This window comes from Amycolatopsis aidingensis (assembly GCF_018885265.1).
Lineage (GTDB): Bacteria > Actinomycetota > Actinomycetes > Mycobacteriales > Pseudonocardiaceae > Amycolatopsis > Amycolatopsis aidingensis.
Window position 1 is genome coordinate 4,390,626 of the sequence record NZ_CP076538.1, and the last position, 13,876, is coordinate 4,404,501.

Annotated in this window: 13 protein-coding genes; 6 read left to right on the forward strand and 7 right to left on the reverse strand. The window is 70.4% G+C overall.

The genetic code is table 11. The features are described from left to right. Positions 1-107 precede the first annotated feature (107 nt). A complete protein-coding gene (locus KOI47_RS20170; RefSeq protein WP_216205731.1) occupies positions 108-1,778 on the forward strand; it encodes a fumarate hydratase in 1,671 nt (556 codons plus the stop codon). Here KOI47_RS20170 and KOI47_RS20175 read toward each other — a convergent pair. Both KOI47_RS20175 and KOI47_RS20180 read right to left on the reverse strand, forming a co-directional pair. Beyond that, positions 1,755-2,222 (reverse strand): SRPBCC family protein, encoded by a 468-nt coding sequence (locus tag KOI47_RS20175; protein WP_216205734.1) that lies wholly within the window; start codon positions 2,220-2,222, stop codon positions 1,755-1,757. The genes KOI47_RS20170 and KOI47_RS20175 overlap by 24 nt on opposite strands. A 16-nt stretch (positions 2,223-2,238) precedes the next feature. Further along, positions 2,239-2,751, reverse strand: a complete 513-nt coding sequence (locus KOI47_RS20180) for an Lrp/AsnC family transcriptional regulator (protein ID WP_216205739.1) — start codon at positions 2,749-2,751, stop codon at positions 2,239-2,241. A 60-nt stretch (positions 2,752-2,811) separates the two neighbouring features. Here KOI47_RS20180 and KOI47_RS20185 point away from each other — a divergent pair, with 60 nt between their 5' ends. Beyond that, entirely contained in the window at positions 2,812-3,426 is a 615-nt protein-coding gene (locus tag KOI47_RS20185; RefSeq protein ID WP_216205743.1) for a LysE family translocator, read from the forward strand. Between the two features lie 233 nt (positions 3,427-3,659). On the opposite strand, the gene KOI47_RS20190 is transcribed toward KOI47_RS20185, so the two are convergent. The 3 genes from KOI47_RS20190 to KOI47_RS20200 form a co-directional block, all read right to left on the reverse strand. Then, positions 3,660-4,133, reverse strand: a complete 474-nt coding sequence (locus KOI47_RS20190) for a hypothetical protein (protein WP_232376132.1) — start codon at positions 4,131-4,133, stop codon at positions 3,660-3,662. Positions 4,134-4,471: 338 nt separating this feature from the next. Beyond that, positions 4,472-5,578, reverse strand: a complete 1,107-nt coding sequence (locus KOI47_RS20195; RefSeq protein ID WP_216205749.1) for an NAD(P)H-dependent flavin oxidoreductase — start codon at positions 5,576-5,578, stop codon at positions 4,472-4,474. Positions 5,579-5,588: 10 nt separating this feature from the next. Beyond that, on the reverse strand, positions 5,589-7,220 hold the full coding sequence (locus KOI47_RS20200; RefSeq protein WP_216205752.1) for an acyl-CoA synthetase: 1,632 nt from the start codon (positions 7,218-7,220) through the stop codon (positions 5,589-5,591). Between the two features lie 73 nt (positions 7,221-7,293). On the opposite strand from KOI47_RS20200, the gene KOI47_RS20205 reads away from it, so the two are divergent. Next, positions 7,294-8,097 (forward strand): crotonase/enoyl-CoA hydratase family protein, encoded by an 804-nt coding sequence (locus KOI47_RS20205; RefSeq protein WP_216205755.1) that lies wholly within the window; start codon positions 7,294-7,296, stop codon positions 8,095-8,097. Positions 8,098-8,101: 4 nt separating this feature from the next. Here the strand turns inward: KOI47_RS20205 and KOI47_RS20210 are convergent, their stop codons facing one another. Continuing rightward, positions 8,102-9,667, reverse strand: coding sequence for an acyl-CoA synthetase (locus KOI47_RS20210; RefSeq protein WP_216205756.1), 1,566 nt, complete (start codon positions 9,665-9,667; stop codon positions 8,102-8,104). 98 nt (positions 9,668-9,765) lie between these two features. On the opposite strand from KOI47_RS20210, the gene KOI47_RS20215 reads away from it, so the two are divergent. The 3 genes from KOI47_RS20215 to KOI47_RS20225 are packed head-to-tail and all read left to right on the forward strand — an operon-like array spanning position 9,766 to position 13,001. Further along, the gene (locus KOI47_RS20215; protein WP_408629838.1) at positions 9,766-10,773 is read left to right on the forward strand and encodes a Zn-ribbon domain-containing OB-fold protein; all 1,008 of its coding nucleotides are present in this window, start codon (positions 9,766-9,768) and stop codon (positions 10,771-10,773) included. A 9-nt stretch (positions 10,774-10,782) separates the two neighbouring features. Then, a complete protein-coding gene (locus tag KOI47_RS20220; RefSeq protein ID WP_216205761.1) occupies positions 10,783-11,838 on the forward strand; it encodes a thiolase domain-containing protein in 1,056 nt (351 codons plus the stop codon). Next, the gene (locus tag KOI47_RS20225) at positions 11,838-13,001 is read left to right on the forward strand and encodes a thiolase domain-containing protein (protein ID WP_216205764.1); all 1,164 of its coding nucleotides are present in this window, start codon (positions 11,838-11,840) and stop codon (positions 12,999-13,001) included. The genes KOI47_RS20220 and KOI47_RS20225 overlap by 1 nt, the downstream gene beginning before the upstream one ends. A gap of 13 nt (positions 13,002-13,014) precedes the next feature. Here KOI47_RS20225 and KOI47_RS20230 read toward each other — a convergent pair whose 3' ends face one another. After that, positions 13,015-13,836: a transglutaminase-like domain-containing protein gene (locus KOI47_RS20230; protein WP_216205767.1), complete on the reverse strand. Its 822-nt coding sequence runs from the start codon at positions 13,834-13,836 to the stop codon at positions 13,015-13,017. Positions 13,837-13,876: the final 40 nt, after the last annotated feature.

Here is a 13,876-nt window from a genome sequence, read left to right on the forward strand (position 1 = left end):
CCGCTTTCCCCGGAAGGTCGGGTCCGTCGGGGTGGGCCCGGCCTTCCGACTTTTTCCTGCCGGGTAACGTTCAGGCTCCCCGAACCGCGTGCAAGGGAGCCCGCGCCGTGTCCACCACCCCCTTCCGGCACACCGAGGTGCTGCCGCTCGGCAAGGACGAGCACACCGAGTACCGGCTGGTCACGCCGGAGGGCGTGCGCCCGCTCGAGGCCGCGGGACGCCGGTTCCTCGAGATCGAGCCGTCCGCGCTGACCACGCTCGCCCGCACCGCCGTCACCGACATCCAGCACCTGCTGCGCTCCTCCCATCTCGCCCAGCTGCGCGCGATCGTGGACGACCCGGAGGCCAGCGGGAACGACCGGTTCGTGGCGATGGACCTGCTGCGCAACGCGGCCATCTCGGCCGGAGGCGTGCTGCCGATGTGCCAGGACACCGGCACCGCGATCGTCATCGGGAAACGCGGCGAGGGTGTGCTCACCGGCGGCGCCGACGAGGAGGCCCTTTCCCGGGGCGTCTTCGAGGCATACCAGGAGCTGAACCTGCGTTACTCGCAGCTGGCCCCGCTCACCTTCTGGGAGGAACGCAACACCGGCACCAACCTGCCCGCGCAGATCGAGCTGTACCACCGGGACGACCCGGCCGGGACCGCCGATCCGGCTTACGAGTTCCTGTTCCTCGCCAAGGGCGGCGGCAGCGCGAACAAGACCTTCCTGTACCAGGAGACCAAGGCGGTGCTGAACCCGAAGCGGCTGGCCCGGTTCCTGGACGAGAAGCTGCGCGGGCTGGGCACCGCGGCCTGCCCGCCCTACCACCTGGCCATCGTGGTCGGCGGTATGTCGGCCGAGTACAACCTGAAGGTGGCCAAGCTCGCCTCGGCCCGCTACCTGGACGAGCTGCCCCGCACCGGCTCCGAGCTCGGTCACGGGTTCCGCGATGTGGACCTCGAGCAGCAGGTACTGGAGCTGACCCGGCAGTTCGGCATCGGCGCCCAGTTCGGTGGGAAGTACTTCTGCCACGACGTGCGGGTCATCCGGCTGCCCCGGCACGGCGCCTCCTGCCCGGTCGGCATCGCGGTGTCCTGCTCGGCCGACCGGCAGGCCAAGGCGAAGATCACCGCGGAGGGTGTGTTCCTGGAGCAGCTGGAACGCGACCCGGCCCGGTTCCTGCCCGAGGTCACCGAGGAGGACCTGCCGACCGAGGTCGTAAGGGTGGACCTGAACCGGCCGATGAGCGAGATCCGGGCCCAGCTGTCCGCCCTGCCGGTGAAGACCCGGCTGTCCCTTTCCGGCCCGCTGGTGGTCGCCAGGGACATCGCGCACGCCAAGATCGCCGAACGGCTGGAGGCAGGCGAGCCGATGCCGAGGTACCTGCGGGACCACCCGGTGTACTACGCGGGACCGGCCAAGACCCCGGAGGGTTACGCCTCCGGTTCCTTCGGGCCCACCACGGCAGGCCGGATGGACTCCTACGTCGAGCAGTTCCAGGCCGCCGGTGGCTCCCAGGTGATGCTGGCCAAGGGCAACCGGTCGAAGAAGGTGACCGAGTCCTGCCACCGGCACGGCGGCTTCTACCTCGGCTCGATCGGCGGCCCAGCCGCCCGGCTGGCCAAGGACTGCATCCGTGCGGTCGAGGTGCTGGAGTACCCCGAGCTCGGCATGGAAGCGGTGTGGCGGATCGAGGTCGAGGACTTCCCCGCGTTCGTCGTGATCGACGACAAGGGCAACGACTTCTTCGCCGAGACCGCCGAGCCGGTACTACAGATCGCCTTCCGCGGCTGAGCCCGAACCTGCCGGGAACAACTCCGCCAGCCGGTCCAGGGTCTTCTCGATCGCCGCCTTGTTCCGCTTCGGGAACGAGCTGAGGCTGATCAGCAGTGGGATCCTGGCGGTGCTCCAGTCGAAGGTCTCGGTGACCCTGGTAACGCCGTCGCCCGCCGGTTCCAGCCGCCAGCGCCAGCGGTGGCCGTTGAAGTGCCGCCAGGCGATCAGCCGGTTCTCCTCGAACTCGACCACCGTGTTCAGGATCTTGTAGGACGCGCCCATCTTCATGTCCATCCCGAACCGCGAGCCCAGCTCGAGCCGACGGGGGCCCTGCGAGCGCGCGGCGAGCACCGAACCGGACCCGTCGATCAGCGGGTGCTTCGCCGGATCGGTGAGCAGCTCGAAGATCTGCTCCGGCGTGGCGGAGACCGTCCTGGTGGCCGAGACCTGGCGCGTACCCATGGCCTCACCCTACCCGTCAGTAGCCCACCCGGCGGCGCCGGTGCGTCGGCCGCGCCTCCGGCGGCGGGGTGAGCGCCCTGGTCTGCACCCGTTCCAGCACCACCGAACTGGTCAGGTTGCGCACCTCGGTCCGCGAGGCGAGCTGGTCCACCAGGAAGGTCTGCAGGTGCGCGCTGTCCGCCACGGCCACGTGCAGCAGGAAGTCGGCCTGCCCGCTGACGTGGAACACCGCCCTGGTCTCCGGCAGGGAGAGCACGAACTCACGGAAGGCCGTGGTCACCTGGCGGGTGTGCGGCCGGACGTTCACCGCGATCACCGCCTCCAGCACCAGCCCGGCCGCGGCGGGGTCCACGGTCACCTGGGAGCCGGTGATCACGCCGAGCTCGCGCAGCCGCCGGACCCGTTGCAGGCAGGAGGAGGGTGCCAGGCCGACCCGCTGCGCGAGATCCCGGTTCGGCACCGTCGCGTCGTTCTGTAGTTCCTCCAGAATCAGCCAGTCGACCGAATCCAGTTCGGTTGTTTTCTCCACAACCGTCCATACTACGTCGGAGCTGGCGGCTACCCGAACCGGCTCGGCCAAGATACGGGTATGCACATCGCCTGGACCTCGTTCCTGATCGCCTTCGTCGTCCTGCTGTTCGTTCCCGGGCCCGACTTCGTGCTGGTGACCGGGAACGCCATGCGCAGCTCCCGCGCGGGCTGGGTGACCGCCGCCGGGGTGACCTGCGGGCTGATGGTGCACGCCTGTCTGGCCACCCTCGGGTTGTCCGCGCTGGTCGCGGCGGCACCCGCGGCGATGACCGCGGTGAAGCTGCTCGGCGCGGCCTACCTTGGCTATCTCGGGTTCAGCACGCTGCGCCGGGCCAGGGCGGCCGCCGCGGCACCGAGCGAGTCGGCGGTGCCGGACCGGCCGCTGCGGGCACTGTTCCTGCGCGGGGTGCTCGGGGACGTGCTGAACCCCAAGGTCATGTTGCTGTTCCTGACCCTGGTGCCGCAGGCCATCGACCCGCACGCGCCGGCGATGCCACAGGCTGCGCTGCTGTCCGGCGTCGTGGTCGCAGGCTTCGCCCTGTTCTGGTCCCTGGTGGTGCCGCTGGCCCGGTCGATCTCCGGGCTGCTCGCCGCGCCCCGCAGGCGGCGGCTGTTCGAGCGGGGCTGCGGCGCGGCCCTGATCGGGATGGCCGCCGCTGTGGCCGGCAGCTGAGAGCCTGTTCCGGAGTTGGGCTTTGCCTGCTCAGGGCGAGTGGAAGAACTCGCCCGCCCGTCGCCCACCACCACCCGAATCGAGACGCTTCGCGCCGCTGTGCTCAGCGGCGAAGAGCCCGCGGGCGACGAGGCCGGGCGCATGACCTGCGATGGTGACGATCGTGACCAGGTCCGAGCCCGGCCGAGCCGACTGCGTCCGCGAGTTTGGAAACAGGCACTGAGCGCGGCGGATCACTCCTTGCGGTTCTCGTAGTGCAGTTCCACGGTGCGCTCGCCCAGCGGCTGGTCGAGCCGCACGGTCACGGTCGGGTACCGGATGTCCATGGTGCAGGCCTCGGCGTCCTTCGGTTCGGTCTCCACCAGGTTGACCACGACTTTCTCGGCGGTCTGCTCGGCCAGCTCGGCGCTTGCCTTGCCGCAGCCGCCTTCCATGGCCACGATCTCGAGCGTGCGGCCGTCCTTCCTGGCGGTGACCTCCTGCGGGAAGCCCTCGGGCAGGTCCGGACCGCTGATCCGCTGGTCCGGGACGTTGCCCTCCTCGGTGCCCGGCGGGGCCGGCGGCACCGTCTCGTCCTCCGGGGAGTCGGCAACCGGTTGCCCGCCGGGGGACTGCTGCTCGCTCGCCGGGGGCTGCTGCGCGGTATCGGTTCCCTGGTTGCCGCAGGCCGTCCCGGCGAGCACGACGGCGAACGCGGCTACCAGCATCCTGTTCCACCTCATGCCGGTAAGGACGGAACGAGTGGACGGGTTGGTTGCACCGGCCGCGTCGAAGGTGACGACTCCCTTGGTTGTACCCGCAGATGCGGGGACAGAGCGTAGTTCTGCGGTACGACCCCGGCCAGTACCCTCAGCGCGGTCGACTTCCCCGGTCCGGGGGGCCGAGCCGCGCCGGCGTCTCACCCCGCGCCACCTCGATATCCAGTTCGGACAGTGCAAGAGTATGCCCGAAGTGGACGGACACGTGGTCGAACCGCACCTCTCGACAGGCGGCCAGACCGGCGTCCAGGGTGCGCAGCACCTCGTCCCAGTCCGGATGTCTAGGACTACCGGGTCTTGTCCAAACGCACCAGCGTCTGCTCGTACTCCCGCACGAACTCCGCCAGCACCTCGGCCACCGGCCGCACGCTGCGCATCCGGCCCACGATCTGTCCCACCGGCATGGACACCACCGAGGGATCGTGCGCCGCCTGCAACCGCTGGTGCGCGTGCGAGACCAGCAGGTTCTGCAGCGGCATCGGCAATGGCTCCGGTGCGCCCGGCTCCGACCATGCCTCGGTCCACCGGGTCTTGAGCAGCCGGGCGGGTTTGCCGGTGTAGATCCGGGTGCGCACGGTGTCCGCGGAGCCCGCGTCCAGCAGCGCCCGCTGCATGGCATCGGAGTCCGCCATGGTCTGCCGGTACTCCTCGGTGGCCAGCCAGACCGAGCCGGTCCAGGCCCCGGACGCGCCGAGCGCGAGCGCGGCGGCCACCTGCCTTCCGGATCCGATCCCGCCCGCGGCCAGCACCGGAGCCCGCTCGCCAACGGCGTCCACGATCTCCGGCAGCAGCACCATGGAGGCGATCTCCCCGGTGTGCCCGCCCGCCTCGTAACCCTGCGCCACCACCAGGTCGACGCCGTTGTCCACATGCCGCACGGCGTGCTCGGCCTTGCCCGCCAGCGCGGCCACCGGCACCCCGGCGGCGTGTGCCTGCTCGATCACGTCCACCGGGGGCGAGCCGAGCGCGTTGGCGATCAGCGCGATCGGGTGCTTCAGCGCGACCTCGACATGCGCCCTGGCCACCGAGTGCAGCCAACCGAGCACGCCCGCGCGCTCGTCGGTGCCGTCCGGCAGGTCGGGGACGCCGAGCTGGGCCAGGGTGCGGTCGACGAAGGCGCGGTGCTCGGGAGGGATCATCTCGGTGAGGTCGGTCGAGCTGCCCTCGGTGGGGATCTTCGACGGCATCACGATGTCCACCCCGTACGGCCTGCCGCCGGTGTTGGCGTCCATCCAGTCCAGCACCGCGTCCAGTTCGGCCGCGTCGTTGAACCGCACGCAGCCGAGCACGCCCAGCCCGCCCGCCTTGCTGATGGCGGCCGCGACGTGCTCGGAGGGCGTGAATCCGACGAGCGGGTACTCGATGCCGAGGGTGTCGCACAGCGCGGTACGCATCCGCATCTCCTTAGCTGCTGGTCCGGTCGACGGCGGGCTCGTGCTCGCTGGCGTAGCGCTGCGCCCAGGGATAGTCCGGTTTCCCGCTCGGCGAGCGGCCGATCCGCTCGGCGACCCAGACGCTGCGCGGCACCTTGTACCCGGCGATCTCGGTCCGCACATGGGCCTCGATCGCCGCGAAGTCCGGGGTGGCGCCCTGCCTGGTCTGGATCACGGCGCCGACCCGCTGCCCCATCCGCTCGTCCGCGACCCCGATGACCAGCGCGTCGAACACGTCCGGATGGGACTTCAGCGCGGACTCCACCTCCTCCGGATAGACCTTCTCGCCGCCGGTGTTGACGCACTGCGAGCCGCGGCCGAGCAGGGTGACCGTGCCGTCCTCCTCGTACCGGGCGTAGTCCCCCGGCACCACGTACCGGGCGCCGTCCAGCTCCACGAAGATGGTCTTCGACTTCTCCGGGTCCTTGTAGTACCCGAGCGGCACATGGCCACCCCTGGCGATCCGGCCGGTCGCGCCCGGCACCGGGTCGATCCGGTTACCCTCCTCGTCCAGCAGCACGGCCTGCTTGCCGAAGTTGACCCGCGGCCCCGCGGTGTGGTCGGCGTCCTTGCTGACCATGCCGATCCCGGTGAACCCGCTCTCCGAGGAGCCGATCGCGTCCGTGATGACCACATGAGGCAGGCAGGCAAGGAAGTCCTGCTTCACCGAATGCGAGAACAGCGCGGCATGGCTGGAGACCGCGACCAGCGAGGAGGCGTCGTACTCGCCCTCGCGGTAGGCGTCGACCAGCGGGCGGGCCATCGCGTCACCGACGATGGTGAGTACCTGGACCTTGTTGTCCTGCACGGCTTTCCACACCTCGTGCGGATCGAACTGCGGCACGAACACCACCGGGCTCCCGGTGAACAGGGCGCCGAATGCGGCCCACTGCGCGGCGCCGTGGATCAGCGGCGCCGCGGGCAGCCGGACCAGGCCGCCGCTCTCCTTGCCCTCGGCTGCCAATGCCCACTCGTCTGGGACGTACTCACCGGTGACGAAGTTGATCCCGCCGCCGAGCACGCGCCAGACGTCCTCCTGCCGCCACACCACGCCCTTCGGGTACCCGGTGGTGCCGCCGGTGTACAGGATGTAGTGGTCATCGGCGCTGCGCTCGGGGAAGTCCCGTTCCGGCGAGCTGCCGGCCAGCGCGGTCTCGTAGTCGACACAGTCCACCCCGCCGTACCCGGAGTAGTCCGCCTCGCTGCCGTCGTCGATCACGACAACATGTTTCACTTTGGGCGCCTTCGGCAGGACGCCCGCGACCAGCTCGGCGTACCGGCGCTCGTGCACGAGTGCGACCAGGTCGGCGTTGTCGAACAGGTACGCCAGCTCGCCGTGCACGTAGCGGTAGTTCACGTTGACGGCGATCGCACGCAGCTTGTACGCCGCGATCATCGCCTCCATCGTCTCGATCGAGTTGCGGGAGTAGACCCCGACGTGCGAGCCGGCCCGCACGCCCTGGTTGGCAAGGTGATGCGCGAGCCGGTTGGCCCGCCGTTCCAGTTCGCCGAAGGTGACCCGTTTCGTGCCGCACACGATGGCAGTGCGGTCCGGCACGGCATCAACGGCGTGCTCGAGAAGATCCGCGATGTTGTATGCCACTCGCTTAAACTAGAACATGTTATCGTTCTGGGCAATAGAACTGAGCAGGCTCACCTGATCGGAAGGCGGCGAGATGACTGAAACCGCGTCGGAAGCCCCGCACGCGCTAGTGGAACAACGAGGGCACACGCTGATCGTCACGATGAACCGGCCGCACGCCCGCAACGCGCTGACCGGCGAGATGCTCACGATCATGACCGAGGCCTGGGACCGGGTGGACGAGGATCCGGAGATCCGCTGCTGCGTGCTGACCGGTGCGGGCGGCGCGTTCTGCGCCGGTGCGGACCTGAAGTCGATGAGCCGCAACAGCCCTTCGGGCGCCTTCGAACGCGGCAGCTTCGACCCGAGCCGGATCGACGGCCTGCTGAAGGGACGCAGGCTGACCAAACCACTGATCGCCGCCGTCGAGGGCCCCGCGATCGCGGGCGGCACCGAGATCCTGCAGGGAACCGATATCCGGGTCGCGGGCGAGAGTGCGAAGTTCGGCGTGTCCGAGGCCCGCTGGGGCCTGTTCCCGCTGGGCGGGTCCGCGGTGCGGCTGCCGAGGCAGATCCCCTACACCCTGGCCGCGGACATCCTGCTCACCGGACGGCATCTGACCGCGGCCGAGGCCAGGGACATCGGGCTGATCGGGCAGGTCGTCCCCGACGGTACGGCGCTGGAGCGCGCGCTGGAGATCGCGGAGCGGATCGCCGCGAACGGGCCACTGGCCGTGCGGGCGATCCTGCGCACCATGCGCGACACCGAGGGGATGCACGAGGAGGAGGCGTTCACCCTGGACGCCAGGTACGGCATGGAGGTCTTCGCCAGCCAGGACGCCAAGGAGGGCCCGCGCGCCTTCGCCGAGAAACGCACCCCCCACTTCACCGGCAGCTGAGGGGTCAGATAGCGCGGTCGTGGGAGGACCAGTAGGGGTCGCGGAGCTTGCGTTTGTAGAGCTTGCCGTTGGGGTCGCGGGGCAGCTCCGGCAGGTAGTCCACGCTGCGCGGCAGCTTGAACTTCGCCAGCCGCGCGCGGGCGTGCTCCAGCAGCTCCGCGGTGAGCTCGGCGGAGGGAGTCACCCCATCGGCCGGCTGGACCACGGCCTTGATCTCCTCACCCCAGTCCTCGTGCGGCACGCCGAACACCGCCACATCGGCGACCTTCGGATGCGTCACCAGCTCGCCCTCGATCTCCGCGGGGTAGATGTTCACCCCACCGGAGATGATCATGTCGTTCTTCCGGTCGTGCAGGTACAGGTAGCCGTCCTCGTCCAGGTGCCCGACGTCCCCGAGGGTGAACAGGTCGCCGACCCTGGCCTGCTCGGTCTTGGCCCGGTCCCGGTGGTACTCGAACCGGGCGTCGCCCATCTTCATGTACACCGTGCCGACCTCGCCGGCGGGCAGCTCGGCACCATCGTCATCCAGGATCCGGATCGTGGACCCCGGCCACGGCCTGCCGACCGAGCCCGGTTTGCGCAACCACTCCTGCCCGCTGATCACCGTGCCGCCGCCCTCGGTCGCCGCGTAGTACTCGGTGACCACCGGACCCCACCACTCGAGCATCCGCCGCTTGACCTCGGGCGGGCAGGGCGCGGCGCCGTGGATCATGTTGCGCAGCGAGGACATGTCGTACCGCGCCCGTACCTGCTCCGGCAGCGCCAGCAGCCTGCGGAACTGCGTGGGCACCATATGACTGTGCGTCACCCGGTGCCGTTCGATCAGCCGCAGCATCTCCTCGGCGTCCCAGCGGTCCATCAGCACCGCGGTGTGGCCGAGCTGGATCGAGATGGCGACGAAGTTCAGCACCGCGGTGTGATAGAGCGGCGAACCGCACAGGTGCACATGGTCGTCGAAGGGCGCCAGCCCGAAGATGCCGAAGAACCAGGTGGACGCCGCGGGCACCTGGTCGGGGTCGGCACCGGTCAGCGGCCTGCGCACGCCCTTGGGCCTGCCGGTGGTGCCGGAGGTGTAGAGCATCGGCGAACCCGCGGTGCGGTTCGCGGGCCGCTCGCCCGCACCCGAGGCCAGCTGCCCGATGTCCCGGAACCCCGGTACCGGGCCGACCGCGAACCGGGCATTCGCCGGTACGCCCGCCTCCTCGGCGGCCGCAACAGCGGCCTCGGCGAACCGCTCGTGCGCCAGGAAGGCCTTGGCCCCGCTGTCGGTCAGGATGTAGGCGACCTCCGGACCGACCAGGTGCCAGTTCACCATGACCACGTAGAGCCCGGACTGGAGCGCGGCGAAGTAGGCCGCCAGCAGCTCGGCGCCGTTGGGCTGCAACACCACCACCACGTCGCCTGCCTCGAGGCCGAGCTCGCGCAGGCCGCAGGCATAGGCGTTGGCCCTGGCGCTCAGCTGGGCGTAACTGATCTCGCTGCCGTCGGTGTCGACCACGGCGGTGCGGTCCGGCTGCTCTTCCGCGATATGCCACAGGCCGGGGGTGCTCACTGTCGAGGTGCTGGACATACCCTCGAATCTAGAACTTGTTTCACCATTGGGCAAGGTGTCAAACCCACGACCACCGACGCCTTGCCGAGATTTCGAGAACGTGTTTCACTTCTGATGTGACCGCAAGTACCAATCCAGTGCCTGCCGCGCAGCCCCCGTTGTCCGCACCGCTGGAGGTGGGCTTCGACTACACCCGCTCGCTGGGACCGGTGCTCGGCCGGTTCGTCGACGGCCTGCGGGAGCGGCGGATCGAGGGCGCCCGGGGCAGCGACGGCAGGGTGCACGTGCCGCCGGTGGAGTACGACCCGGTGACCGCCCGGCCGCTCACCGAGTTCGTGCCGGTCGCCGAGGTGGGCACGGTGGTGTCCTGGTCGTGGATCGCCGAGCCGCTGGCGGGGCAGCCCCTGGCGCGCCCGTTCGCCTGGGCGCTCATCCGGCTGGACGGGGCGGACACCGCGATGCTGCACGCCATCGACGTACCCGGCCCGGAGCACCTGCGCACCGGTATGCGGGTCCGGGTCCGCTGGGCGGCCGAGCCGGTGGGCCACATCAGGGACATCGCCTGCTTCGTCCCCGAGGACACCCGGCACGAGCCGGGGCCGTTGCCCGCGCCTCCCCCGGTCGCCGAGCGCGCCGACGGCGAGCCGGTCGGCACCGTCATCACCCCGATCCACCTGCGGTACCAGCACTCGGCATCACCGGAGGAGAGCAGGTACCTGCGCGCGCTCGAGCAGGGGCGACTGCTCGGCCAGCGGTGCCCGGAGTGCCGCAAGGTCTACATCCCGCCCCGCGGCGCCTGCCCCACCGACGGCGTGCCCACCACCGAGGAGGTGGAGTTGCCGGATACCGGGATTGTCACCACCTTCTGCATCGTGAACGTGCCCTTCCTCGGGCAGCGCATCAAACCGCCGTACGTCGCGGCCTACATCCTGCTGGACGGGGCGGACATCGCTTTCCTGCACCTAGTGCTCGGCTGCGCGGCCGAGGAGGTGCGGATGGGCATGCGGGTGCGGGCCGCATGGAAGCCCCGCGAGCAGTGGTGGACCACGCTGGAGAACATCGAGTACTTCGAGCCTACCGGCGAACCGGATGCCGCCTACGAGTCCTTCGCCCACCACCTCTAGAGGTCAGCAATGAACGAAGTCGCCGTCGTCGGGTTCGCGCAGGGCCACAACGTCCGCCGCAGCGAGGGCACCACCAACGGGGTGGAGATGCTGGTCCCGTTGCTCGCCGAGGTCTTCGAGCAGACCTCACTGTCCAAGGAGGACATCGGGTTCTGGTGCTCCGGTTCCTCGGACTACCTCGCGGGCAGGGCGTTCTCCTTCATCGCCGCAGTGGACGCCCTCGGCGCCTTCCCGCCGATCCACGAGTCGCATGTGGAAATGGACGCGGCATGGGCCCTGTACGAGGCCTGGCTGAAGATCCGCACCGGCGAGGTGGACACCGCGCTGGTGTACGGGTTCGGCAAGTCCTCGGCAGGGCAGCTGCGCCGGGTGCTCGCATTGCAGCTCGACCCCTACCTGGTCGCTCCACTGTGGCCGGACTCGATCAGCATCGCGGGAATACAGGCAAGAATGGGCATCGAAGCCGGGCTGTGGAGCGAGCGGGAGATGGCCGAGGTCGCCGCGCGCAGCCTCGCCGATGCGCGGGAGAACCCGCTCGCCCAGCGATCCGGCGCCGAGGACGCGGCCACACTGCTGGAGCGGCCGATGTTCGCCGACCCCCTGCGGAAGCACGATATCGCCCCGGTGACCGACGGGGCGGCCGTGCTGGTACTGGCGGCGGCGGACCGGGCGGCCGAGCTCGCGGACCGGCCCGCGGTGATCACCGGCATCGAACACCGGGTGGACTCCCCCACGCTCGGCGCAAGGGAGCTGACCCGTTCACCCTCCACCGAGGCGGCCGGGGCGGCCGCCGGCGGGGACGGGGTGCAGCTCGCCGAGCTGCACGCACCCTTCACTCACCAGGAGATCATCCTGCGCAACGCGCTCGGCCTCGGGGAGAACGTGCGGGTGAACCCCTCGGGCGGGGTGCTGGCGGGCAACCCCATGTTCGCCGCGGGCCTCGCCCGGATCGGCGAGGCCGCGGGACAGATCCTGCTGGGCAACGCCGACCGGGTGCTCGCCCACGCCACCAGCGGCCCGGCACTGCAACAGAACCTGGTGGCGGTACTGGAGGGGCGCGACTGATGGCCAAGCAACTCGCCGCCGTACTCGGCACCGGGCAGACCCACCACCGGGCCAAGCGCACCGATGTGTCCATCCCCGGGCTGCTGCGCGAGGCCATCGACCGGGCGATGGCCGATGCCGGGGTCGAGTGGGCGGATATCGACGCCGTGGTGCTCGGCAAGGCCCCGGACCTGTTCGAGGGCGTGATGATGCCGGAGCTGTTCCTCGCCGACGCCCTCGGCGCCACCGGCAAGCCACTGCTGCGGGTGCACACCGCGGGCTCGGTCGGCGGATCCACCGCGCTGGTCGCCACCAGCCTGGTGCAGTCCGGGGTGCACCGGCGGGTGCTGACGGTGGCCTTCGAGAAGCAGTCCGAGTCCAACGCGATGTGGGCGCTTTCCATCCTGCCGCCGTTCCAGATGCCGGTCGGCGCCGGCGCAGGCGGGTACTTCGCGCCGCATGTCCGCTCCTACATCCGGCGGTCCGGCGCACCCGCGCACGTCGGCGCGATCGTCGCGGCCAAGGACCGGCAGTGCGGCGCGCTCAACCCGTTCGCGCACCTGCGGCAGCGCGAGATCACCGTGGAGTCGGTGCAGGCCTCGCAGATGCTCTGGGACCCGATCCGCTACGACGAGACCTGCCCATCCTCCGACGGCGCATGCGCGATGGTGATCGGGGACGAGGCCGCGGGCGAGGCGGTGCCGGGCGGCGCTGGCTGGATCCACGCCACCGCCATGCGCACCGAACCGACCACCTTCGCAGGCCGGGACCAGGTCAGCCCGCAGGCAGGCCGGGACGCCGCGGCCGCGCTGTGGCGGGAGGCAGGCATCACCGATCCATTGTCCGAAGTGGATGCCGCGGAGATCTACGTGCCGTTCTCCTGGTTCGAGCCGATGTGGCTGGAGAACCTCGGGTTCACCGCCGAGGGCGAGGGCTGGAAGCTCACCGAGTCCGGCGAGACCGCCCTGGGCGGCAGGCTGCCGGTGAATCCCTCCGGCGGGGTGCTGTGCACCAACCCGATCGGCGCATCGGGAATGCTGCGGTTCGCCGAGGCTGCCAAGCAGGTGATGGGCCGGGCGGGCGACTACCAGGTGGACGGCGCGGGGCGCGCCCTCGGGCATGCCTATGGCGGCGGCTCCCAGTACTTCGCCATGTGGGTGGTCGGCGCGGCCAAACCCGGGTGAGCCGCGCTGCGGCTCATGCGAGCGCGACCAGCTCGGTGCTCTCCTCGATGGTGCCCCGCGGTTCGGCGGTGGCGTTCACCCTGGTGGTACGCAGGTCGATCTCGCTGCCCAGGGTGGTCAGGAAGGCCGTGTCCGCCGCGTCCCGGCCGGTGGCGATCCGCACCATACTCGACCGGGGCGCGAGGCGGCTGGCGTCGAAAAGGTACCAACGGCCGTCGATCGCCGCCTCGAACACGGCGTGGAAGTCCATCGGGGACAGTCCAGGCGCGTACACCGAAACGAACCGGGCCGGGATGTCCAGCCCACGGCAGTAGGTGACGCACAGGTGGGCGAAGTCCCGGCAGACGCCCTCGCCGGCCAGCAGCGTCTCCAGCGCGCCGTCGGTCGGCCTGCTGGAGCCGGAAACGTACACCAGCCGCCTGCCGACGTACCGCACGATCGCGCGCACCTTGCTCAGCGGATCCGGCAGGCTCCCGAAGTCGGTGAGCGCGATGCCGATCATCCGGTCGGAGGGGCAGTACCGGCTCGGCCGGGTGTAGGTGATCAGGTCAGCCTCGGTCACCGGGCCCGGCTCGGCGGGCCCGCCCTGCCGCTGCGCCCGGTAGGAGATGGTGACCTCGCCCGCTGGCAGGTCGAGCACGTGGATCCTGGTGCCGTGCGGCAGCCCGGTCGGCGGCACGGCCGGGATCGGGCCGGACGGCCCCTCGATCTCGAGCCGCTCCGTGCCGACCCCGGCGGACTCCGCTGCCGCGACCGACAAGGCGAGTCTGCCCGGCTTGGTGACCCGCAGGGACAGCTCGGCTTCGAGGGTGCTTCGTCCGGTCGCGACAGTCATGCCGGCCATCATCCCTGACCGGTAGGCGCGCCGGGTAGCG